This is a genomic window from Microbacterium sp., assembly GCF_047607225.1.
Lineage (GTDB): Bacteria > Actinomycetota > Actinomycetes > Actinomycetales > Microbacteriaceae > Microbacterium.
The window spans coordinates 86217-109226 of record NZ_JASGDO010000069.1 but is presented as its reverse complement, the minus strand read 5'-3'; the positions used below and the strand labels follow the sequence as shown (position 1 = coordinate 109226).

General features: G+C 69.8%; 22 protein-coding genes and 1 tRNA gene. 17 read left to right on the top strand and 6 right to left on the bottom strand.

The window, feature by feature from the left end:
* Positions 1–1008, top strand: a 1008-nt coding sequence (locus QM591_RS14610) for a dihydrolipoamide acetyltransferase family protein (RefSeq protein WP_415133333.1), incomplete at its 5' end; no start/stop codon positions are given.
* A gap of 34 nt (positions 1009–1042) precedes the next feature.
* Here QM591_RS14610 and QM591_RS14605 read toward each other — a convergent pair.
* Positions 1043–1627 carry a TetR/AcrR family transcriptional regulator gene (locus tag QM591_RS14605; protein WP_415133331.1) on the bottom strand — a complete coding sequence of 195 codons (585 nt, stop codon included), beginning with the start codon at positions 1625–1627 and terminating at the stop codon, positions 1043–1045.
* A gap of 105 nt (positions 1628–1732) precedes the next feature.
* Between QM591_RS14605 and QM591_RS14600 the strand changes: the two genes are divergently transcribed.
* Together QM591_RS14600 and QM591_RS14595 are read left to right on the top strand one after the other, a co-directional pair.
* Entirely contained in the window at positions 1733–2875 is a 1143-nt protein-coding gene (locus QM591_RS14600; RefSeq protein WP_415133329.1) for an acyl-CoA dehydrogenase family protein, read from the top strand.
* A gap of 19 nt (positions 2876–2894) precedes the next feature.
* On the top strand, positions 2895–3716 hold the full coding sequence (locus QM591_RS14595; protein ID WP_415133343.1) for an HpcH/HpaI aldolase/citrate lyase family protein: 822 nt from the start codon (positions 2895–2897) through the stop codon (positions 3714–3716).
* A gap of 48 nt (positions 3717–3764) precedes the next feature.
* On the opposite strand, the gene QM591_RS14590 is transcribed toward QM591_RS14595, so the two are convergent.
* Genes QM591_RS14590 through QM591_RS14580 form a run of 3 tightly spaced genes read right to left on the bottom strand, consistent with a single transcriptional unit; the run spans position 3765 to position 6160 of the window.
* Complete coding sequence (locus QM591_RS14590; RefSeq protein WP_415133327.1) at positions 3765–4610, bottom strand: hypothetical protein; 846 nt, start codon at positions 4608–4610, stop codon at positions 3765–3767.
* Positions 4611–4668: 58 nt separating this feature from the next.
* A complete protein-coding gene (locus QM591_RS14585; RefSeq protein ID WP_415133325.1) occupies positions 4669–5274 on the bottom strand; it encodes a histidine phosphatase family protein in 606 nt (201 codons plus the stop codon).
* 40 nt (positions 5275–5314) lie between these two features.
* On the bottom strand, positions 5315–6160 hold the full coding sequence (locus QM591_RS14580; RefSeq protein ID WP_415133323.1) for a Sir2 family NAD-dependent protein deacetylase: 846 nt from the start codon (positions 6158–6160) through the stop codon (positions 5315–5317).
* Between the two features lie 120 nt (positions 6161–6280).
* On the opposite strand from QM591_RS14580, the gene QM591_RS14575 reads away from it, so the two are divergent.
* Entirely contained in the window at positions 6281–7120 is an 840-nt protein-coding gene (locus QM591_RS14575; protein ID WP_415133321.1) for a TrmH family RNA methyltransferase, read from the top strand.
* Positions 7121–7143: 23 nt separating this feature from the next.
* Here the strand turns inward: QM591_RS14575 and QM591_RS14570 are convergent, their stop codons facing one another.
* Complete coding sequence (locus tag QM591_RS14570) at positions 7144–8016, bottom strand: SGNH/GDSL hydrolase family protein (protein ID WP_415133319.1); 873 nt, start codon at positions 8014–8016, stop codon at positions 7144–7146.
* 64 nt (positions 8017–8080) lie between these two features.
* Between QM591_RS14570 and QM591_RS14565 the strand changes: the two genes are divergently transcribed.
* The 5 genes from QM591_RS14565 to QM591_RS14545 all read left to right on the top strand — a co-directional run bounded on the left by QM591_RS14565 (position 8081) and on the right by QM591_RS14545 (position 13671).
* Positions 8081–9919: a DEAD/DEAH box helicase gene (locus QM591_RS14565; protein WP_415133317.1), complete on the top strand. Its 1839-nt coding sequence runs from the start codon at positions 8081–8083 to the stop codon at positions 9917–9919.
* A gap of 136 nt (positions 9920–10055) precedes the next feature.
* Complete coding sequence (locus QM591_RS14560) at positions 10056–11150, top strand: VIT1/CCC1 transporter family protein (protein WP_415133315.1); 1095 nt, start codon at positions 10056–10058, stop codon at positions 11148–11150.
* Between the two features lie 66 nt (positions 11151–11216).
* Positions 11217–11302 (top strand) — tRNA-Leu (locus QM591_RS14555).
* Between the two features lie 224 nt (positions 11303–11526).
* Positions 11527–12825 carry a M20/M25/M40 family metallo-hydrolase gene (locus tag QM591_RS14550; RefSeq protein WP_415133313.1) on the top strand — a complete coding sequence of 433 codons (1299 nt, stop codon included), beginning with the start codon at positions 11527–11529 and terminating at the stop codon, positions 12823–12825.
* Between the two features lie 9 nt (positions 12826–12834).
* Positions 12835–13671, top strand: coding sequence for an undecaprenyl-diphosphate phosphatase (locus QM591_RS14545; protein ID WP_415133311.1), 837 nt, complete (start codon positions 12835–12837; stop codon positions 13669–13671).
* A gap of 14 nt (positions 13672–13685) precedes the next feature.
* Here QM591_RS14545 and QM591_RS14540 read toward each other — a convergent pair whose 3' ends face one another.
* On the bottom strand, positions 13686–14552 hold the full coding sequence (locus QM591_RS14540) for a PAC2 family protein (RefSeq protein ID WP_415133309.1): 867 nt from the start codon (positions 14550–14552) through the stop codon (positions 13686–13688).
* A gap of 98 nt (positions 14553–14650) precedes the next feature.
* Here QM591_RS14540 and QM591_RS14535 point away from each other — a divergent pair, with 98 nt between their 5' ends.
* The 8 genes from QM591_RS14535 (at position 14651) to QM591_RS14500 (ending at position 22984) form a co-directional block, all read left to right on the top strand.
* A complete protein-coding gene (locus QM591_RS14535) occupies positions 14651–15331 on the top strand; it encodes an HAD family hydrolase (RefSeq protein ID WP_415133307.1) in 681 nt (226 codons plus the stop codon).
* Entirely contained in the window at positions 15328–16341 is a 1014-nt protein-coding gene (locus QM591_RS14530; RefSeq protein ID WP_415133305.1) for a tRNA (adenine-N1)-methyltransferase, read from the top strand. Before QM591_RS14535 ends, QM591_RS14530 begins: the two co-directional genes overlap by 4 nt.
* Before the next feature lie 4 nt (positions 16342–16345).
* Positions 16346–17302 (top strand): FKBP-type peptidyl-prolyl cis-trans isomerase, encoded by a 957-nt coding sequence (locus QM591_RS14525; protein ID WP_415133303.1) that lies wholly within the window; start codon positions 16346–16348, stop codon positions 17300–17302.
* A 116-nt stretch (positions 17303–17418) separates the two neighbouring features.
* Complete coding sequence (locus tag QM591_RS14520) at positions 17419–18414, top strand: helix-turn-helix transcriptional regulator (RefSeq protein ID WP_415133301.1); 996 nt, start codon at positions 17419–17421, stop codon at positions 18412–18414.
* Positions 18411–19370: a helix-turn-helix transcriptional regulator gene (locus QM591_RS14515; RefSeq protein ID WP_415133299.1), complete on the top strand. Its 960-nt coding sequence runs from the start codon at positions 18411–18413 to the stop codon at positions 19368–19370. Before QM591_RS14520 ends, QM591_RS14515 begins: the two co-directional genes overlap by 4 nt.
* A gap of 63 nt (positions 19371–19433) precedes the next feature.
* On the top strand, positions 19434–19688 hold the full coding sequence (tatA, locus tag QM591_RS14510; RefSeq protein WP_415133297.1) for a Sec-independent protein translocase subunit TatA: 255 nt from the start codon (positions 19434–19436) through the stop codon (positions 19686–19688).
* Positions 19689–19763: 75 nt separating this feature from the next.
* Positions 19764–20519 carry a twin-arginine translocase subunit TatC gene (gene tatC / locus QM591_RS14505; RefSeq protein ID WP_415133295.1) on the top strand — a complete coding sequence of 252 codons (756 nt, stop codon included), beginning with the start codon at positions 19764–19766 and terminating at the stop codon, positions 20517–20519.
* On the top strand, positions 20516–22984 hold the full coding sequence (locus tag QM591_RS14500; protein ID WP_415133293.1) for a DEAD/DEAH box helicase: 2469 nt from the start codon (positions 20516–20518) through the stop codon (positions 22982–22984). The genes tatC and QM591_RS14500 overlap by 4 nt, the downstream gene beginning before the upstream one ends.
* The last annotated feature ends 26 nt before the right edge of the window (positions 22985–23010 follow it).

The window sequence follows — 23010 nt, the reverse complement described above, 5'->3', positions numbered from 1 at the left end:
CCGCGGCGCGGGCCACACGAGGGTGCGCCGGACAGCGAGGTCGGCGCCCGCGCTGCTGCCCCGCACGACGCCGTCGACGCGCTGGCCGAGGACGGTTCTGTGCGGGAACGTCCGCGTTCCACGCCACCCGTTCGCACGCTTGCGAGAGACCTCGGCGTGGACCTCGCGGCCATCGAGCCGACGGGTCCCGATCGGCTCATCACGCGCGCCGACGTCGAACGCGCGGCCGCGACCCGAGCGGCCGCTCACGACCGGCCCACGGATCCGGTGACGGCAGGGTCCGGGTCGTCCGCGGAGGGCCTGGGCGCCGATGAGACGCGCATCCCGATCCGCGGCGTCCGCAAGGCGACGGCCGCCGCCATGGTCGAGAGCGCCTTCACCGCGCCGCATGTGACGGTCTTCCTGGGCGTCGACGTCACGCGCTCGATGCGCTTCCTCGACGACCTACGTCACGACGGCACCACCGGCGAGGTCCGCGTCGGGGTGCTGGCCCTCGTCGCGAAGGCGGTGTGCCTCGCGCTTCCCCGTCATCCCGAGCTCAATGCCCACTGGGACGAGCCAGCCGGGGAGATCGTCCAGTACCGACACGTTCATCTCGGGATCGCGGCTGCGACGGAGCGAGGGCTCGTCGTCCCGCACATCCCACACGCCGAGCGTCTCTCGCTCGTCGAGGTGGCGGAAGCAATCGGCGACCTCGCTCGTACCGCCCGAGACGGGCGGACGCCGCTCGACCGCCTCCGGGGGAGCACCTTCTCCCTCACGAACTTCGGCGTCTTCGGCGTGGACGCCGGCACCCCGATCCTCAATCCTGGTGAGGCAGGAATCCTTGGGGTGGGCGCTGTCCGACGGCAGCCTTGGGAGCACCGGGGGGAGGTGGCATTGCGCGACGTGCTCACGCTGAGTCTGTCCTTCGATCACCGGGCCGTCGACGGGGAGCAGGGCGCGCGGTTCCTTCGCGCCGTCGGCGAGGTCCTGCGCGATCCTGCCCGCACGCTCCTGCTCGCCTGATCGGGGCCGAACTCCCTCGCGTCGGGATTGCGCGTCACGTCCGCAATGCGGCGAGCGCCATCTCCCGGAGGATGCCGTGCGCTGACTCCCGCGTGCCGACGCGGGCGCTGTGAGGCGTGGAGTTGATCAGGCCGATCGCGGCCAGCGCGCGCGTGCGGTTCTCCGGAGCCGTCCGCTCGGGACGGAGCGCGTGGAGCACGTCGACCCAGATGTCGAGGTACTGCCGCTGCAGATCTCGCACCCGCGCGCGCGTCTCGGCCGGCAGTTGATCGAGGTCGTGGTCCTGGATGCGGATGACGTCGGCGTCGGCCAGTGCGAACGCGACGTGGAAGTCGACCAACGCGGGCAGTGCCTCGGCGGCAGGGGGGTGCTCGTCTCGGGCGGCTCGTCCGCCGGCGAGGAGCCGTTCGCTGACCCCCAGCAGGATCTCGGCCAGGAGCGCCTGCTTGTTGCGGAAGTGGCGGTAGAGGGCTGGCCCGCTGATCCCTACCTGCGCACCGAGATCCTCCAGCGTCACCCCCGCATATCCTCGCTCGGCGAACAGACGCGCCGCAGCACGCACGAGTGAGCGGTGGCGGTCTGCCTTGGCGCGCTCGCGGTCGGTGACTCCCGTTGCCATCTCAGTTAACCCTCGCTAACCTCGAAATGTCGGTGAGTGCAAGCTAACCGAGTGCGTCTCTCGCCAGCAAGCGCCGGGGGCCTTCGTGACGTCGATGGGGATGACATGAACATGACCGAAGAGGAGCGCGAGCTCGCAGCGCTCGTGCGCGATTTCGCGGAGCAGGTGGTCGCTCCGCGGTCGTACGAGGCGGATCGGACCAAGACCCTTCCGCTGGACGTCGTGGCGGGGATGGGAGAGCTGGGACTGTTCGGGCTGCCGTTCCCCGAGGAGTACGGGGGTCAGGGCGGCGACTACTTCGCCCTGTGCCTGGCGATCGAGGCCATCGCCCGCGTGGATCAGTCGCTGGCGATCACCCTGGAGGCCGGCGTCGGCCTGGGTGCGATGCCCGTCTATCGCTTCGGCACCGAGGAGCAGAAGCGGGAGCTCCTCCCGTCGTTGCTGCGGGGGGAAGCGTTGGCCGGGTTCGGACTCACGGAGCCCGAAGCGGGGTCCGACGCCGGTGCGACGCGCACGACGGCGCGACGGGAAGGCGAAGAGTGGGTGATCGACGGCGCGAAGCAGTTCATCACGAACTCCGGCACGCCGCTGACCCGCTTCGTCACGGTGACCGCCGTCACCGGCGAACACGACGGTCGGAAGGAGATCTCCACCCTGATCGTTCCGGCCGATGCGCCGGGCTTCCGGGTGGGGCCGGCGTACGACAAGGTCGGCTGGCACGCGTCGGACACCCACCCCCTCACCTTCGACGGCGTGCGGGTGCCGGCGGCGAACCTGCTCGGCGAGCAGGGGAGGGGGTACGCCAACTTCCTGAACATCCTCGATGAAGGCCGTATCGCGATCGCCGCACTCTCCACCGGCGCCGCGGAGGGGTGCCTGGAAGAGGCGCTCGCCTACGCCACGTCCCGTCGTGTCTTCGGCGAACCGCTCGCCTCCCGGCAGCACGTGCAGTTCACCCTTGCCCGGATGCGTCAACGCGTGCACAACGCCCGGCTCGGCTGGCAGCACGCCGCCCGTCTCCGAGACAGCGGACTGCCGTTCAAGGCGGAGGCGGCGATCGCGAAGCTCACGGCCAGTGACGCGGCGATGGACAACGCGCGCGACGCCACGCAGATCCTCGGCGGCAACGGCTTCATGAACGAGTACGCGTCGGCACGGCATTTCCGTGACTCGAAGGTCCTGGAGATCGGCGAGGGGACGACCGAAGTGCAGCTGCTCGTGATCGCCCGCGCGCTCGGCGTCGCCTGACGGATAGCCTGACGAGGTGATGGAGACGAGCCGGAGCTTCGACCTGGGCCCCGCCCTGCTGTTCTGTCCCGCCGACCGGCCGGAGCGATTCGAGAAGGCGATGGAGCGTTCCGACGCGGTCATCCTCGACCTCGAGGACGCCGTGGCGGAAGGTGCGAAGGCCGCTGCGCGCGGCCATCTGATCGACAGGCCGCTCGACCCGTCGCGCGTCGTGGTGCGCGTCAACCACGTGGGCGGTGAGTCCTTCGCGTCGGATCTCGCGACCCTCTCGCAGACGGACTACCGCACGATCATGATCGCCAAGGCGGAGTCCCCGAAGCGCATCGAGCGCATCGACCCGCGCTTCCGCGTCATTGCGCTCTGCGAGACGGCACGCGGCGTCGCGGCGGCGGAGCGGCTGGCGTCCCGCGAGAACGTCGTCGCCCTCATGTGGGGGGCCGAAGACCTGGTCGCCTCTCTCGGGGGGACCTCCAGCCGGAAGCCACGCGGTGCGTACCGCGACATCGCGCGCTACGCACGCTCGCGTGTGCTCCTGGCTGCCGGTGCCGCGGGGAAGGCCGCCATCGACGCGGTCCACCTCGACATCGCGGACGTGCGAGGGCTTCGCCGCGAGGCGAACGATGCGGCGGCCAACGGCTTTGCAGCGACGGCCTGCATCCATCCCTCTCAGGTGGAGACGATCCGCGAGGCCTACCGGCCGAGCGATGCCGAGCTGGCCTGGGCGCGCGATGTGATCGCCGCCGCCGAGACCGAGGGCGGCGTCTTCCGTTTCCGCGGACGGATGGTCGATGAGCCGGTGCTCCGGCACGCGCGCACCGTGCTGCGCCGCGCGGCCGCGTAGCTCGCGCTCACCGGCCCCCGTGCCGCATTCGCTCTTCGTCTCCGAGCCTCATGTCGTCGCGCCGATCATCGTGGCCGGAATCCGGTCGATGACGTCCTGAATCGCGGCCAGTCCGACCTCGCCGCAGCCGACTAGCGTGAGTCGCGCGAGCGCGGGCAGGTCGCCGAGCACATCGATGCCGCCGAGTCTGCGGCAGTACTGGATGTCGAGGCGTTTCAGGTCTGGAAGTTCTCGCAGAGCGGAGATGTCCGAGAGGGCTCGGAGGTTCTTCAGACGCAATGACTCGAGCCCGCCCAGGGACTGGATCCCGTCCAGAGAGCTCAGCTTGGTGCCCGAGATCAGGCCGAGATGACGGAGGGGCCGGGCCGACACGAGGTCGAAGACGCGCTCGTCGAGCGGAAGTCGGAGGAGGTTCAGCTCATCGATGGGCAGCTGGAGCCCTTCCCTCACGTTCGCCAGGGCACGATCGGGCGTGATCGACAGGCGTCGGAGTCGGGGGAAGGCACCGGCGTCGAAGCGGAGCACGTCGCTGACGAAGAGCGACGTGAGGCGCGGCAGCACGAGTCCGCCGGGCCACGCGAGCACGCGACCCTGCTCGGAGTGAACGCGGAGCTCTTCCACCGTGTCCGGGAGATCCCCCTCGCGGAGCTCCGCCACCATCGAGGGGCGGGCGCCACCTCCGCTGATCGTGAGCGACGTGAGGTTCGGCATCTGAGCGATCACCTCGGGAAGCCGCTCGATCGGATCTTCGTTCGGGGCCCAGAGCCGCGCCTTGCGGATCTCCGCCAGTCGTTCGGGAGGAATCGCCTCGTCCACGAACGCCCTGTCCTGGTCCGGGGCGAACAGGCCCTGGTCGTCGTTTCGTCTGCGCAGCAAGACGGTGTCGTCGCTCACGCTGACCACACTACTGAGCACGTGGCGCGGGTCTCCCCGCGCGGTGAGGCGGAGAGGGTCAGGAAGCGATGCCCGCGTAATCGAGCAGGCTCAACCGGTCACGCTCCATGAGGAACGTGTGCGCGGACCCGTTCGCGAGGCGTTCGCCGGCCGCGGGGAAGGCGCCGCCGGTCGCGTGACGGATGAGCTCCCGGATGAGCGCGCCGTGGGAGACGACGACGAGCGACGGCGCGAGCGGGAAGGTCTCGCGGCGGGCATCGCGGATCGCGGCGCGCAGGCCCGCGATGGCCCGCACCCGCACGTCGGCCCAGGCCTCCGCGCCGGGGACGATCGCGTCTTCCCACGCGCCCCACGTCTCGCGGAACTGCTCGATCCCGACGCCCTCGGCCTCGCCATAGCCCCGCTCGCGGAGGGCGGGGTACGCCCGCGGCGTGGTCGCGCCGAGGACGTCCGCGATGATGCTCGCCGTCTCCCGGGCGCGGGAGAGGTCGCTGGAGGCGACCACGAGTGGTGCGTCGAGGTCGAGCCGCGACCGCAGGCTCTCGGCCGCCTCACGTGCCTGCTGCCGGCCGGTGTCGTTGAGGGGGATGTCGGTCGAGCCCTGGATCAGCCGTCGGGCGTTCCAGTCGGTCTCTCCGTGCCGGACGAGGGTCAACGTGGTCACCCTTCGAGCCTAACCTCGACGCGTGGGGCGGAGCGCCGGTTCAGCCGGTGAGCGCAGCGGACAAGGCCTGCAGCACTTCGGTCGTCCCGGCATCGATCTTCACGGTCGCGGTGCTGTCGGCGCGGGTCTGGCCCCGGTTGACGATGACGATCGGGATCCGGCGTCGACGGGCGCGTTCGACCAGTCGCACTCCGGAGTTGACCACGAGCGAGGAGCCTGCCACCAGGAGTGCATCGCTCCCGCGGAGGAGCTGCTCCGCCTCGCGGAACTTCTCCAGGGGGACGAACTCGCCGAAGAACACGACATCGGGCTTGAGCAGCCCGCCGCACACGGTGCATGAGGGCACGCGGAATCCCTCCGTGCTCTCGGGAAGGACGTCGCCGTCGGGTCCGAGGGCGACGCGCTCGGGAACCGTGATCCAGGGATTGTCCGCCTCGACCCGTGCGGCGAGGTCCCGCCGGTCGAAGACCTGTCCGCAGTGGGTGCACAAGACGCGGCGCATCGTGCCGTGCAGTTCGACGACCCGGTGGCTTCCGGCGCGAAGGTGAAGGCCGTCGACGTTCTGCGTCACGACTCCGCTGACCGCTCCCGTGCGCTCCATCTCGGCCAGCGCCGCGTGACCGGCGTTGGGGGCGGCGGCCGCGAAGGCACGCCAGCCGAGGTGGCTCCCCACCCAGTACCGCCGACGGGCGTCGTCGTTCGCGAGGAACTGCTGCGCCGTCATCGGCGTGCGTACCGGCGCTCCCTTGCCGCGATAGTCGGGGATGCCGGAGTCCGTCGACACACCGGCACCGGTGAGGACGGCGACACGACGCCCCGCGAGGGCCTCGACGGCGCGATCGATGTCCGCGGACGTCGCCGCGTCGTCGTGCACCACCGTCGTCATCGCGCTCGCCTTCTCCCCAGGTCGTCGACTGCACTCTACGCCGTCCGGTTTTCGGTTGTGTTTCGTCGGCCCGCACGCGCGCGTCGGTTGCGAGAGGTCATGCCGTGACACAGTGGAGGCGTGCCGATCTCCGCGTCCGAGCCGACCACGCCGCCTCCCGCCGTCTCTATCGACGACCCTGCCGACCCGCGGCTCTCGGACTATCGCGACCTCACCGACGTGGCGCTGCGCCGCGTGCGCGAACCGCAGGAGGGGCTGTACATCGCCGAGTCCGCCAAGGTCATCGCGCGTGCCCTTGCCGCCGGGCACCACCCGCGTTCCGTGCTGGTGCAGGAGAAGTGGCTCGCCGACATCGAGGGTCTCCTCGCGGCGGCCGGCGCCGTCGGTGCGCCGGTGTATGTCGTGTCCGACCGGGTGGCGGAGCAGGTGACGGGATACGCCGTCCATCGTGGCGCCCTCGCCGCCATGCACCGCCCCGCGCTCCGCTCCGTCGCCGAGGTGGTCGCGGGCGCGCGAACCGTGCTCGTGCTGGAGGACATCGTCGACCACACCAACGTCGGAGCCGCGTTCCGGGGTGCCGCTGGCCTCGGTGCAGATGCCGTGCTCGTGACGCCGCGGTGCGCCGACCCGCTCTATCGGCGCAGCATCCGGGTGAGCATGGGAACGGTCTTCCAAATCCCGTGGACACGATTGCCGGAGTGGCCGGAGGCGCGCGAGCAGTTGCACACGGCGGGGCTGCACATCGCGGCATTGGCCCTCGCCGAAGAGGCGGTCGCCCTCGACGCCTTCGCGGCCGGGCGTCCGCAGGGGGTCGCCCTCGTCCTCGGCACGGAAGGCGACGGCCTGTCGCGCCGCGCGCTGGAGGCCGCCGACACCGTCGTGACGATCCCGATGGCCGGCGGCGTCGACTCGCTCAACGTCGCCGCGGCCTCCGCGGTCGCCCTGTGGGCGTTGCGCTGATCCCGAGACCGCCGCCGCTTCGTCTAGGCGGGACTGCCCGGACGCGCATCGCGATCGGGCCCCGGGGCGACCGTCTCGATCGGCAGCGGCTCGGGTCGCTTCGCAGTGATGTGATCGCCCGACGACTGGTGACGCACGCGCCGGAGCACCCACGGCACGAGGTGCTGCCGCGCCCACACGATGTCGTTCGCCCGCGCCTCGCGCCACGTCAAGGAGGGGAGGGGATCGGGCTGCATGGGCTGGAGATCATTGGGGACGTTGAGGGTGCGCAGCACCATCCGCGCCATCTCGTGATGCCCCAGGGCGTTCAGGTGCAGCCGGTCGTCGTCGAAGAACCGCATGTCCTGCACTTCTTTCAACGCCCACTGGTCGGCGACGACGCAATCATGGCGCTCGGCGATGGCTCGGATGTTCTCGTTGTAGATCGCCACCCGCCCGCGGATCCCTCGGAAGACGGGCGTGAAGTTGGTGTCGATGCCGGTGAAGACGACGAGCGTCGCACCGCGCGACGACAACCGGACGACCGCGTCTTCGAACAACGCGGCGACGGCATCGGGGTCGCCTCCCGGGCGGATCACGTCGTTGCCTCCGGCGGAGAACGTGATGAGGTCGGGATTGAGAGCGATCGCCGGCTCCACCTGGTCGGCGACGATCTGGCCGATGAGCTTGCCGCGCACCGCGAGGTTGGCGTAGGCGAAATCCTCGACCTGTGAGCCGAGCACCTCGGCGACACGGTCGGCCCAGCCCCGGTGCGCGCCCGGCGTGCCCGGGATGGGGTCGCCGATCCCCTCCGTGAACGAGTCGCCGAGCGACACCATGCGCCGCCACGGATGGGGCGAGTCGTTCGGGACGTAGGGGGAGCGGTGATCGTCGGGTGTCGGTTCGTTGTTGCGCATCTGTTCCTCGACTCGTGGTCGTTTCGAGGCTACCCCTCGCGCCCAGCGTTTAGGGTGGTCACTCGTGACGGCGGACGAGCAGGCGGGGAACGAAGGGTCCCACTTCGGGAGCTTCGCCGCTGAGCACCTCTCACCCGCCTTCCCGCAGCGAGCACCCTGGGGGACGGCGCAGAACCTCCGTGCGTGGCAGGCGGAGGCGCTCGAAGCCTACTTCGACGCCGACGGACCAGACGGGGTCGGCAAAGGCCCGCGCGACTTCCTCGCCGCCGCCACCCCCGGCGCCGGAAAGACCACCTTCGCCCTCCGGCTCGCCTCCGAGCTCCTGCGACGCGGTGTCGTGGATCGTATCGTGGTCGTCGCACCGACCGAGCACCTGAAGACGCAGTGGGCGGACGCGGCCGCCCGGGTGTCCATTCGTCTCGACCCCCGCTTCAGCAACCGGCACCATGCCCCGGCGCGCCACTACCACGGTGTGGCGGTGACCTACGCGCAGGTCGCCGTGAAGGCCTCCGTCCATCAGCGCCTGACGATGGACGCCCGCACCCTCGTGATCCTCGACGAGGTCCATCACGGCGGCGACGCGCTCAGCTGGGGCGACGCCCTCCGTGAGGCGTACGGACGGGCCACGCGCCGACTCCTGCTGTCGGGGACGCCCTTCCGCAGCGACACCGCGCCGATCCCCTTCGTCGAGTACCACCCCAACGAGAAGGGCATCCGGCTCTCCCGCACCGACTACAGCTACGGGTACGGGAGGGCGCTCGCCGACGGCGTCGTGCGTCCCGTGCTCTTCCTCGTCTACGCCGGGAAGATGCGCTGGCGGACGCGGGCCGGCGACGAGCTGGAAGCCCATCTCGGCCAGGACAACACGAAGGACGTCACGTCGCAGGCGTGGCGAACCGCCCTCGATCCCGAAGGCGACTGGATCCCCGCCGTTCTGCAGTCGGCCGACCGGCGGCTGTCGGAGGTGCGCCAGGAGGTGCCCGACGCCGGGGGGCTCGTGATCGCGACGGATCAGACCGCTGCCCGCGCCTACGCCGCGATCCTGCGCGACATCACCGGGGAGGCGCCGACCGTCGTGCTCTCCGACGACAAGGCCGCCTCGGGGCGGATCGAGACATTCTCGCAGTCGACCACGCGGTGGATGGTCGCGGTGCGGATGGTGTCCGAGGGCGTGGACGTTCCTCGGCTGTCGGTCGGGGTCTATGCCACGAGCGCGTCCACGCCGCTCTTCTTCGCGCAGGCGATCGGCCGATTCGTGCGCGCACGCCGCCGCGGGGAGACCGCCTCGGTCTTCCTTCCGCACGTGCCGCCCCTCCTGAACCTCGCCGGCGAAATGGAGCGGGAGCGCGACCATGCGCTCGACCGCGAGAGCGACGGGGAGGATGGCCTCGACGACGATCTCCTCGAGTCGGCTGAGCGGGAGGACAGCGCCTCCGACGCCCTGACCGAGGAGTTCACCTATCAGGCGCTCGGATCCGTCGCCCACTTCGACCGGGTGCTCTACGACGGCAAGGAGTTCGGACAGCTGGCAGTGCCCGGCACGCCCGAGGAAGAGGAGTTCCTGGGCCTGCCGGGGCTCCTGGAGCCCGAGCACGTCCACGAACTGCTGATGCAACGTCAAGCGCGCCAGTCGCGTCACCGGCGCGCGCGGGAGCGAGCGGCCAGCCCGACCGAGACCACCGAGGTGGAAGACTCCCTCCCCGCCCCCCTGCACCGGACCCTCCGCGAGCAGCGCCAGCTCCTCAACAGCCTCGTGGGGCTCTACGCGCGTCAGAGCGGGCAACCGCACGGCGCCGTTCACGCCGAACTGCGCCGGATCTGCGGCGGGCCGGAACTCGCCCGAGCGACCGTCGCACAATTGCAGGTGCGCATCGACGTGCTCCGTTCCCGCGTGCGCTCCTGAGCTGTCCTGTCCTCCTCGGACGGGGAGGAGCCGCTTCCTACGGCTGCCCGAAATGCTGGCAGTTCCGCCGAACGCGACTGTCGGCGCCTCCGGCCTGGATACCGTGGATCGTCCCCCTCGCCGACCTGGAGAAGCAGTGAACGCCGCACCCCCCACCGAGCCGTCCGCTCGAGACCGCCGCCGCTGGGCGCAGTACCTCGCCGACGAGCGGGCCGAGGCGCAGGTCTACCGGGAGCTCGCCGGGAGGCGGTCGGGGGAGGAGCGAGAGATCCTGCTCGCCCTCGCTGAGGCGGAGGGGCGTCACGAGGAGCACTGGCAGGAGCTGCTGGGCGGCGAGCCCGATCGCTTGCCACGAGCCAGCACGCGGTCGCGGGCGCTGGGATGGATGGCCGGGAAGTTCGGCTCCATCTTCGTCCTCGCGCTGGCGCAGAACGCCGAAGCGCGCTCGCCGTACGACACCGAGCCGTTCGCCACGCCGCGCATGGTGGCCGACGAGAAGATCCACGGCGAGGTCGTCCGAGGCCTCGCCGCCCGCGGGCGGCGCCGGCTGTCGGGCACCTTCCGGGCAGCGGTGTTCGGGGCCAACGACGGCCTCGTCTCCAACCTCGCCCTGGTCATGGGCATCGGCGCGACCGGTGTCGCTCCCCAGTTCGTCCTCTTCAGCGGTATCGCCGGCCTTCTCGCCGGCGCGCTGTCGATGGGCGCGGGGGAGTACGTCTCGGTCCGGTCGCAGCGTGAGCTGCTCGATGCGACAGAGCCCAACACCTATGGCCACGATGTGCTCGCCGATCTCGATCTGGACGCGAACGAGCTGGCCCTCGTCTATCGCACTCGCGGCATGGACGCCGACGAGGCCCTCGAGCACGCCCGTTCCGTCGTCGGCGCGGCCCAGCGTTCGGACGGCTCGGCCCCGTTCATCCGTCCGCGCGAGGCCGCCGGCGAGCACGAAGTGGTCGGAAGTGCTCTGGGCGCCGCGGGATCGAGCTTCCTCTTCTTCGCCTCGGGGGCCATCATCCCCGTCCTCCCGTGGCTGTTCGGCCTGTCGGGTTGGTCCGCCGTGCTGCTGGCGTTGGGGCTGGTCGGGCTCGCCCTCGTCGCCACGGGAGCGACCGTCGGTCTGCTCTCGGGTGCGCCGCCGCTACGGCGGGGTCTGCGCCAGCTCGCGATCGGTTTCGGAGCGGCCGCGATCACGTATCTTCTCGGTCTCCTGTTCGGGGTGTCGGCCACCTAGCCGATTCGTCGGGCCCCGCCGAACGTGCTAGGCTCGGTCCTCGGTTGGTGACAACCACACACCCATGCGCGGGTGGCGGAATAGGTAGACGCGCTAGCTTGAGGTGCTAGTGCCCTTTATCGGGCGTGGGGGTTCAAGTCCCCCCTCGCGCACAGAACGAAAACAACCCCCGACCGGGGATTCTCCGGTCGGGGGTTGTCTCGTTCCCGGCCCTTGTCCAGCCCGCTGCCCAGCCCGCTCAGCCCCCTGCCCAGCCCGCTCAGGTGGCGCGTTCAGTGGGTTCCGTGGCAGGGAGGCAGCATTGTGCGCCGCCTGAGGGGTCGCGGCAGCCGCGCCGAGCGCGATGCGGCCGCACCGACCCGGTACCGTGGAGCGCATGCCCGAGATTGACGACCTTCCCGAGGTCGCGCGTGTCGCCCGAGACCTGATCCGCTTCGACACCACCAACTGGGGAGAGGGCCGCGCGCGCGGGGAGCGCGAGGCGGCGGAGTATGTCGGCGCATTCCTGGAGTCGCTGGGTCTGCAGCCCGACTACTACGAACCCGTCGACCGGCGGACGAACCTGAGTGTGCGAATTCCGGGACGGGACCCGTCGCTTCCGGCCCTGGTGCTCCACGGTCACCTGGATGTCGTCCCGGCAGTCGCCGAGGACTGGAGCGTCGACCCGTTCGCGGGTGTGATCCGTGACGGCATGCTGTGGGGGCGCGGGGCCGTGGACATGAAGGACATGGACGCGATGATCCTGACGTCGGTCGCGGACCTCTTGCGCGCCGGCGAGCAGCCCGCCCGCGATCTCGTCGTCACCTTCTTCGCCGATGAGGAGAATGGCGGCGTCGAAGGCTCCGAACTGGTCGTCCGCGATCGGCCGGAGTGGTTCCGGGGGGCCACCGAGGCGATCAGCGAGGTGGGCGGGTACTCGATCCCGGTGGCGGGACAGCGTGCCTACCTGCTGCAGGTGGGGGAGAAGGCGCTGGTCTGGCTCCGGCTGCGGGCGCGGGGCACCGCCGGCCACGGCAGCAGGTTCCACCCCGACAACGCCGTCACCCGTCTCGCCGAGGCCGTCGCCGCGATCGGCCGCACCTCGTGGCCGATCGCGCTCACCGACACGACACGACAGACGATCGACGGGATCGCTGCGCTGTGCGGCGGTGACCCGTCCGATCCCGACGCCGTCGCCGACGCGACCGGCGCCGCCTCGGGATTCTTGAAGTCGACGCTTCGCACCACGACCAATCCCACGGGGCTCACCGCCGGCTATAAGCACAACGTGATCCCCGATGCGGCCGTCGCGACGATCGACGTGCGCACGCTCCCGGGTCGCGAGGACGAGGTGCTGGCCGAGATCCAGCGGATCGTGGGAGACGACATCGTCGTGGACGTCTCGCACCGCGACATCGGGCTCGAGGTGCCCTTCTCCGGCCCGCTCGCTGAGGCGATGGTTGCGGCCCTCGGCCGCCATGACCCCGGCGTTCCGGTGATCCCGTATCTCATGGGCGGCGGCACCGACAACAAGGCTCTCGCACAACTGGGGATCGCCGGCTATGGGTTCGCCCCCCTTCGCCTGCCCGCCGATCTCGACTTCACCGGCATGTTCCACGGCGTCGACGAGCGCGTTCCGATCGACGCCCTCGTCTTCGGCCAGCGGGTGCTGACCGACCTCATCCGCGACTACTGAGAGGCCACCATGGGCTCGTTCTTCGACGCGATCATCCTGGGCATCGTCCAAGGCTTGACCGAGTTCCTCCCCATCTCCTCCAGCGCGCATCTTCGGATCGTGGGGGAGTTCCTCCCCGCCGCGCAGGATCCTGGCGCCACCTTCACCGCCATCACGCAGATCGGCACCGAGCTGGCCGTTCTGGTCTACTTCTGGAACCGCATCACCCACATCATCGCGCAGTGGTTCCGCTCCCTGTCCGGCCGCGTGCCGCGCAACGACCCCGATGCCCGGATGGGATGGATCGTCATCATCGGGACGTTGCCCATCGGGGTTCTGGGGTTCCTGTTCCAAGACGTCATCCGCGACACGTTCCGAAACCTGTGGCTCGTGGCGATCGTCCTGATCGTCTTCGGCCTCATCCTCGGTATCGCGGATGCGCTCGGCGCACGCAATCGTCGCGAGAAGGACCTCACCTACCCGCACGGCCTCGCGCTCGGATTCGCGCAGGCGCTCGCCCTCATCCCGGGGGTCTCCCGTTCCGGAGCGACCACGACGATGGGGCTCGCGCTCGGATACACGCGTCCCGCAGCGGCGGAGGTCGCTTTCCTCCTCGCCGTTCCCGCGGTGTTCGGCAGCGGCCTCTACGAGCTCTTCCACGCGTTGCGGGAGCCGGGGACGCAGGCCTTCACGATGCTGCAGACTGGGGTGGCGACGGTCGTCGCGTTCGCCGTGGGGCTCGCGGTCATCGCCTTCCTGATGCAGTACCTCAAGCGCGGCAGCTTCCTGCCGTTCGTGCTCTACCGGCTCGGTCTGGGCGTCGTGCTGCTGATCCTGCTGGCGACGGGCGTGCTCCAGGCGTACTGAGCCGCACAGAGTGCTCAGCGGCGGGGGTCGTCGCGCCCGGGCTTCGACGGTCCTTCGCCGCCGCGACGCAGGTAGCGTTCGAACTCCTGCGCGATCGCATCACCCGACGCCTCGGGGGAGTCCCAGGTGTCGCGCGTCGCCTCGAGCTGCCGGATGTACTCGGTCATCTCCTCGTCGTCCGCCGCGGCCGCATCGATCGAGGCCTCCCACGCGAGGGCCTCTGCCGGGAGCTCGCCGCGGGGGATCTCTGCGCCGGTGATGTCGCCGAGCCGGTCCAGGAGCGCGAGGGTCGCCTTGGGTGAGGGGGAGTGCCCGGCCACGTACGCCGGAACGCTCGCCCAGAGGGCGACGGTCGGGATGCCCGCATCCTCGGCGGCTGCGGCGACGACGCTGAGGATCCCGACCGGCCCCTCGTACGTGGGTCGCTCCAGACCGAGCGAGGTGCGCAGGTTGTCGTTGTCGCTTCCGGCGAACACGGAGATGGGACGGGTGTGAGGGACGTCTGACATCATCGACCCGAGCGCCACGATTCCGGTCACGTCTTCGCTCAGGGCGGCGTCGACGATCTCTGCGGCGAAGGCCTGCCACGCTCGCGCGGGCTCCACGCCGGTCAACAGCCAGAGCCGGGGCGCCGCGCCGTTCGACGCCGGCGGTCGCCACAGCGTGGCATCGGGCCAGACGATCTCGCGCGCGCCCTCAGAGGTGAGTCGGACCTGGGGTCGGGTGTACTGATAGTCGAAGTACAGCTCGGGGTCGACGCTGTAGGACTCCTCATAGGTTCCGGAGGCTCGAAGATGAGCGACCGCGGCCGATGCGGCCTCGCCGGCATCGTTCCAGCCGTCGAAGGCGATCACCAGCACGCGCTGACCGAGACCGTCCACTCCGCTCCTTCCGTCCGGGAGATGTTCCCCCACGATACGCCGCACGCCGGTGACGGGGGTGCGTCGGGGCTCCGGCGCCTGCTGGATACGATGGAACGATGAGTTCCGTCCTCCCCGCCGCCGTTCTCTGGGACATGGACGGGACCCTGGTCGACACCGAGCCGTACTGGATGGCCGCCGAAGGCCCCCTGGTGGAGAGCTTCGGCGGCGAGTGGACGCACGAGAAGTCGCTGGAACTGGTGGGGCTCGGCTTGGACGACGCCGCACGCGTCCTGCAGCGAGCCGGTGTGCGGCTGGCGGTGCCCGAGATCGTCGACCGCCTCACCGACGAGGTTCGTGCTTCGCTCCGTCGCGAGGGCGTTCCGTTCCGCCCCGGTGCGCGCCAGCTCCTGCGCGACCTGCGCGACGCGGGTGTGCGCACGGCGCTCGTGACGATGTCGCTACGGCGCATGGCGACCGAGATCGTCGAGCTCATCGACTTCGAGGCCTTCGACCTCGTCATCGGCGGCGACGACGTCCCGCGCCCCAAGCCCTTCCCCGATCCGTATCTGCAGGCCTGCGAGGCCCTCGGAGTGGCTCCCGAGGAGTGTGTCGCGATCGAGGACTCGCCCAACGGCGCACGGTCCGCCGTCGCTGCAGGAGTGACGACCATCGGGGTCCCCAACGTCGTCTCACTGGCCGGCTCGGGTGTCGCCGAGATCTGGCCGACCCTGGAGGGCTGCACTCCGCAGGACCTCGCCGATGCCCTCGACCGACACCACCGGAAGGCCCGCGCGTGAACACCGACCTCCGTCCCCGTGGCCCGTTCCGCTACGGCGACCGCGTCCAGCTGACCGGTCCGAAGGGGCGCATGCACACCGTGACCCTGCGCGAAGGCGGGGAACTGCACACGCATCACGGTGTCCTTCCGCACGCGAAGATCGTCGACCTTCCCGACGGATCCGTCGTCAGCAACAGTGCTGGCCACGACTACTTGGCCCTGCGGCCGCTCCTGCGCGACTTCGTGATGTCGATGCCGCGAGGGGCGGCGATCGTCTATCCGAAGGATGCGGCACAGATCCTCGCCGCTGCCGACATCTTCCCGGGCGCCCGCGTCGTGGAGGCGGGTGTCGGCTCGGGCGCGTTGTCGTTGTGGCTTCTCCGGGCGATCGGCGCCGAGGGCACGCTCACGTCCTACGAGCGGAGGGAGGAGTTCGCCGAGGTCGCGAAGGCCAACGTCGAGACCTTCCTCGGGCACGTGCCGGAGAACTGGGACGTCGTGGTCGGCGATCTCGTCGAGCACCTGCCGTCCACGGTCCGGCCCGGATCGGTGGATCGGGTCGTCTTGGACATGCTCGCTCCGTGGGAGTGCATCGATGTCGCCGCCGACGCCCTGGCCCCCGGCGGGGTCGTGCTCTGTTACATCGCGACGGCGACGCAGTTGAGCCGCGTCGCCGAGTATCTCCGCGGCACGGGGCTGTTCACCGAGCCCGAGGCCACCGAGACGATGGTGCGGGGCTGGCACGTGGAAGGGCTGGCCGTCCGTCCCGACCATCGGATGGTCGCCCACACCGGATTCCTCATCACGGCGCGACGTCTGGCGCCGGGCGCCATCCCGCCCGACGTGCGCAAGCGGGCGGCGAAGAAGCCCAGCTACTCCGACGAGGACGTCGAGATCTGGACTCCGGGTGCCGTCGGGGATCGTGAGATCACCGACAAGAACCTTCGCAAGCGCATGCGGGAAGCCCAGCGCGCGGCGGGCGGTGCCCGGCAGGTGACCGAGAACGCGACGGGTGACGACGTAGACTGATCCGGTGCTGCGTCGGATCTCTGCTGTTGTCGCCGTCCTCGGGCTCTCCGCCCTCGCGCTGGTGGGCTGTTCCTCGTCCACCTCGAACGCGTCCTGCGAGCGTCCGCACGCCGATTCGAGCGCTCTGGGACTCATCGCCGCGTCCGGAGAGGTCGGGAAGCCGACGCTCTCGGTCAAAGACCCCGTGCACGTCTCCCGCACCTCCTTCGTGGACGAGACGGTGGGCACCGGCACCCGGGTGACCGCCGAGACGCAGGACGTGGCGTTCTCCATCACGCTGGCCAATGGCGCGACGGGAGAGACGCTCGTGGCCACGCCGACGGAGGCGCGCCCCCTCTCGGGCTGGCGTGAGCACTACGCGGGCCTCGCGGACATGATGATGTGCGCCACCGAGGGCTCGCGCATCGTGGGCGCCATGCCGGTCGACGCGGTCTCACCCGAGGCGGCATCGAGCATGGGTCTGGGCGAGGGGGATTCGATCGCCGTGGTGCTCGACCTCCAGCGCGTCTACCTCGCCGCTGCCGACGGAGCGCCGCAGTACAACGATCGCCCCGGCATGCCGTCGGTGGTGCTCGCTCCCTCGGGTGCCCCCGGCATCATCGTCCCGGATGCTGCGCCGCCGTCCGACCTCGCCGTCGAGGTGCTCAAGCGCGGCGATGGCCCCGCGGTGACGAACGCCGACTCCATCCGCGTGCACTACACCGGCGTCACGTGGGCCGATCGGAAGGTGTTCGACTCCACGTGGGAGTCCGGAGCCTCCGCTGTCGTGACGCTTGATGGCGTCGTCCCCGGCTTCGCGAAGGCGCTGGAGGGAGCGACAGTGGGATCGCAGCTCCTCATGGTCATCCCGCCGGAGCTCGGGTATGGCGAGAAGGGCAGCGGGGCGATCCCCGGTGGCGCGACCCTCGTGTTCGTCGTGGACGTGCTCGGCGTCGACCAGAAGCCGGCCACATCTCAGTAATCCCCGCGTACGTCACCACCGCCCGTCACCACCGCCCGTCGCCTCCGGTCGCCGCCGGCGGTTCCACGCGGCGGGCCGCTGACCGGGGTTGCCGGGATCGACCTAGGATGAATCGCGTGGCCACCGAATCGACGCGCATCGCTCCCGAGGAGCGGTTGGTCAACCTCGTCGTCGCGCTCTTGGCCACCGAGCAGGGTCTGACCAAAGACACCATCCTCTCCTCGGTGTCGGGGTACCGCGAACAGGTCGACGCAGGCGCGAGCAAGGACGCTCTCGAGAAGATGTTCGAGCGCGACAAGGAGAACCTCCGCGGGCTCGGCGTCCCGATCGAGACGATCGGCGACTACTCCGATCCGGACGATCTCCGAGAGGCGCGCTATCGCGTTCCCACGAGCGAGTACGAGCTCCCCGTGGACATCGACTTCACTCCGGCGGAGCTGGCCGTCCTCAATCTGGCCGGAGGCGTGTGGAGCGAGAGCTCCATGTCGGCACAGGCGCGCAGCGGGCTGCGCAAGATCCGCGCACTCGGCAACGACGTCGATGCGCCGATCATCGGCTACTCGCCGCGGATCAACCTGCGAGAGCCCGCCTTCGCTCCTCTGCAGCGTGCGATCGAGCAGGCACGGGTCGTCGAGTTCGACTACGTCAAGGCGGGGGAGGATGCGGCGCGGCGACGTCGGCTTCGCCCCCTGGCTCTCGTCGAGTACGAGGGGCGATGGCACGTCTTCGGGTTCGATCTCGATCAGCAGGCCGAGCGCACCTTCCTCTTGTCGCGGGTGTCCTCGGACGTACGGATCACCAAACGCGAGTTCGACCCCGCGCTGCGAGACGGCGCCGGCGACCGCGCCCTGCGGGGACTGCGGGAGGTGGCCGATCGGCAACGGGCGCTCCTGGAGGTCGACCCCGGCACCGAGGCGGCGCTGCGTCTGACACGCCGGGGCGCGACAGCGGAGCAGGGGATCCGGGTGCCCTACGTCGATGCCGAGGTTTTCGCCGACGAGCTCGCCTCTTACGGTCCCGAGGTGCGTGTGGTGGAACCCGCCGATCTGCGTGCCAAGGTCATTCGTCGCCTCCAACGCACCCTCGACCTCCATGGGGGGAGCCCCACGTGAACGCCAAGCCGTTGTTGGCGACCGATCGCGCCGCCCTCATCCTGCAGCTGGTCCCCTATCTGATCGGCAAGGGGGAGGTGTCGCTCGCGGAAGCGGCCGCCGAGTTCGAGGTGACCGAAGCGCAGATGCGCACGATGGTCGAGAAGCTCACCGTCATCGGGCTGCCCGGCGACAGCGGTTTCTGGCAGATGGCGAACGACCTGTTCGACATCGACTGGGACCTGCTGGACCAGCACGGCGTCATCTCGATCACCAACACGGTGGGCCTGGAGCGCACACCGCGGCTGACGGCGAGGGAAGCAGCCGCGCTGCTGGCCGGTCTCCAGCTCGCGGCGAGCCTCCCCGGCGTCGGGGACAGCGGCGTCGTTCAAGGTCTGCTCGCCAAGCTCGCGCGGGGGGCCTCGGGAGTGCCTGCCGAGGTGATCGTCGCCCCCGAGGCCGTCGACGACGTGCGCGTGACGGTCGCCGATGCCGTGCGAGCGGGCGTCGCCGTCACGTTCACCTACAAGGCACCCGACTCCCCGGTCACGACGCGCACGGTCGACCCGGTCAAGGTCCACATCGCGTCCGGGCAGTGGTACCTGCAGGGGTGGTGTCATCTCCGCGAGGCGATGCGGACGTTCCACCTGGATCGTGTGTCCGACGTGCGCTTGAGTGACATCCCCATCTCTCATGGGGGTGAGCGCGTGCCGGAGCTGTTCGAACCCAGCGACACCGATGCCGTGGTCGACCTGCGCGTACGCGCCGCGACGTTGCCCCTGCTCGCCGAATACCTCGATGCCTCTTCGGTGACGGGGGAGGGCGACATCCGCAGTGCTCAGATCCGGGTGGCGGACGAGCGCTCGCTCAAGCGGGTGGCCACCCGTCACGGTGGCGAGGTGGAGGTCCGCTCGCCCGAGGAGGCGCGCCGTGCCGTGGCAGCGTGGGCCGAGGCAGGGCTCGCGCAGTATCACTGAGTCTCTGCGGGTGCCGGTCGGTTACACTGGCCCTACCTCCATTCCGAACGGGAAGAGATCATCATGGGACCTCATGGGTGGCAGTGGCTGCTGATCCTCGCCGTCGTTCTGCTGTTGTTCGGTGCGGCCAAGTTGCCCGCCCTGGCCAAGAGCCTCGGTCAGTCCGCCCGCGTCTTCAAGGGTGAGATGAAGGCCATGAAGGACGACGACAAGCCGGCCGACATCGCGTCGACAGCGGCACCGACGGTCGCGACGCCGCTGAGCGAGCCGGCCGCCTCTCGCGCCGACACGGGCGATTCCCCGCGCACGTCCTCCTGACGACGGAGCGTGGTGACCGAGCGGACGACCCGCCCCCGCGTCAAGAAGCCGCGTCCTGATCGACGCGAGAAACGGATGTCCCTCGCGGGGCATCTCGTGGAGTTGCGCAACCGGCTGTTGATTGCGGCCGCCGCCATCGTCGTGGCGATGGTGATCGCCTACTTCCTCACCGATCCCTTCATGGAGTTCATCACGCGCCCCGTGCGCGAGATCGCGATGGCACGCGGCGAGGAGGCGAAGGTCGAGGTCATGTACACGACCGTGACCGGTGCCTTCGACCTGAAGCTGCGCATGTCCTTCGCCATCGGCATCCTGCTCGCGGCACCGGTGTGGCTGTGGCAGATCTGGGCCTACATCATGCCGGGCCTCAGCCGGAAGGAGATCCGCTACACCGTCGGGTTCCTTCTCGCCGCGATCCCGCTGTTCTTCGCCGGGGCGCTCACGGGCATCCTCGTGATGCCCAACATCGTCAAGCTCATGGCGGACTTCCTCCCCGAAGGCACATCGGCCTTCTACGAAGCGCGCACGTACTACGACTTCGTCCTGAAGCTCATGCTCATCGTCGGAATCGCGTACGTGCTCCCCGTCTTCCTCGTCGCGCTCAATTTCGCCGGGATCATCTCGGGCAAAGCGATCCTCAAGGCATGGCGGGTGGCGGTCGTGGTCGCCGTCGTCGTCGCCGCGATCGCGACACCTCCCGCAGACGTGGTCTCCACCTTCCTCTTGGCCGGGATCCTCGTGGTGCTCTTCTTCGCCGCGGCGGGCCTGTCGATGCTCTTCGACCGGCGTCGCGCGAAGCGGACCGTTGCGGAGCTGGGTACGGCTGCGTGACCGACCCGGCCGAGAGATTCGCGCGGGCAGAGGCCGCTCGTGCGCACCCGGTGACGACCTGGTTCGCCGACACGCAGCGGTTCGACCTCGACCCGTTCCAAGTCGCCGGATGCCATGCACTGGAGGAGGGGCGGAGCGTCCTAGTGGCCGCACCCACGGGCGCGGGCAAGACGATCGTGGGCGAGTTCGCGATTCACCTGGCCATGCGCGCGCCCGGAGACAAGGCGTTCTACACGACGCCCATGAAGGCCTTGTCCAACCAGAAGTTTCGCGAGCTCCAAGAGGTGTACGGCGAGACCGAGGTGGGACTGCTCACCGGCGACACCAACATCAACGGCAATGCCCGCATCGTCGTGATGACGACCGAGGTGCTCCGCAACATGCTCTATGCGGACTCGCCCGCGCTCCGCGGCTTGCGCTATGTCGTGATGGATGAGGTGCACTACCTCGCCGACCGCTTCCGCGGTGCGGTCTGGGAAGAGGTGATCATCCACCTTCCCCCCGAGGTACGTCTGGTCTCGCTCTCGGCAACGGTCTCCAATGCCGAGGAGTTCGGAGACTGGCTCGACACGGTCCGGGGAGACACGGCGGTCATCGTCTCCGAGACCCGACCGGTGCCGCTCGAACAGCATGTGCTCGTCCGCGGCGACCTTCTGCCCCTGTTCGACGATCGCGCCGGCGTGGCCACGGCTCAGGTCAATCAGGAGCTCATGCGGATCCGCTCGTTCACCGGATCGCGCTTCGACAACAATCGGCGCGCGCAACAGATGCGTTCGCAGCCGTCGTACGAGGCGACACGCCGCAGGCCGCAGCGCGGCGGGACCCGCCCCGTGCGTCCCTCGAACGTCCATCGCATCGAACGCCTCGACCGACCGGAGGTGGTTCAGCTGCTCGGGCGCGCCAACCTCCTCCCGGCGATCTTCTTCATCTTCAGCCGCGTCGGTTGCGATGCCGCCGTGCAACAAGTGCGACGGTCTGGTGTGCGGCTCACCTCGCGGGAGGAGCGTGACGAGATCCGGCAGATCGTCGACGAGCGCACGCGCACCCTCCACGACGAAGATCTGGCGGTCCTCGGCTTCTGGGAGTGGCGCGACAACCTGGAGCGCGGAGTCGCGGCCCATCACGCCGGCCTCCTCCCGGCCTTCAAGGAGATCGTCGAGGAGCTCTTTCAGCGCAAGCTCGTGAAGGCCGTCTTCGCGACCGAGACGCTCGCGCTCGGCATCAACATGCCGGCACGCACGGTCGTGCTGGAGAAGCTCGAGAAGTTCAACGGGGAAGCGCGCGTCGCCATCACGGCGGGGGAGTACACCCAGCTGACCGGTCGCGCCGGTCGCCGAGGGATCGACGTCGAGGGGCATGCGGTCATCCAGTGGACGGAGGGACTCGACCCGCAGTCGGTCGCGGCCCTGGCCTCGCGACGGACCTATCCGCTCAACTCGAGCTTCCGCCCCACCTACAACATGGCCGTGAACCTCATCGACCAGTTCGGACGGCCCCGCGCGCGCGAGATCCTGGAGTCGTCGTTCGCCCAGTTCCAGGCCGACCGGGCCGTGGTCGGCCTTGCCCGGCAGGTGAAAGAGGCGGAGCAGTCCCTCGCGGGCTACGAGAAGGCGATGGCCTGCGACCGTGGCGACTTCGTGGAGTACGCGGAGCTGCGGCGGCGCCTGAGTGAGGCCGAGAAGCTCAACCGTGCCGACCGCACGGCTTCTGCGAAGACGCGTCAGCATCGCCAGAACGAGATCCAGTCGCTGCGTCGTGCGCTCCAGCGGCATCCCTGCCATTCCTGCCCCGACCGCGAGAACCACGCGCGCTGGGGGGAGCGCCATGCGAAGCTCTCGCGTCAGGTGACGAAGCTCCGCCATCAGATCGAGACGAGGACGGGGACGGTGGCCAGGATCTTCGACCGCGTCGTCGATGTCCTGACCACTCTGGACTATGTGGAGCGGGACGACACGGGCATCACGCGGCTGACCTCGGCGGGCGCGACCATGCGTCGCATCTACGGCGAGCGTGACCTCCTGGTGGCCGAGTCGTTGCGTCGCGGGCTGTGGAACGAGCTGGACGCCCCGTCGCTTGCGGCGCTCGCGTGTTGTCTGGTCTACGAGCCGCGCCGTGATGATGCAAGCGATCCGCGACTTCCTCGCGGCGCTTTCCGCACCGCGCTTCATCGCACGCAGGAGTTGTGGGCCGTGCTCGACGACATCGAGCGCGAACACCATCTCCCCGGTTCCGAGGCCTTCTCGACAGGGCTCGCGCAGGCCATGCACTCGTGGGCGCGCGGTGTGGCGCTCGAGCGTGTGCTTGAGGAGGCCGATCTCGCGGCCGGCGACTTCGTGCGCTGGGCCAAGCAGACGATCGATCTGCTGGATCAGCTCTCCCTCGTGGCGCAGCCGCCCGTCGCCACCACCGCGCGGGCGGCGCTGGACGGCGTGCGGCGGGGAATCGTCGCGTACTCCACGGTCTGACCTCCGCCACCTTCCATCCACTCGAA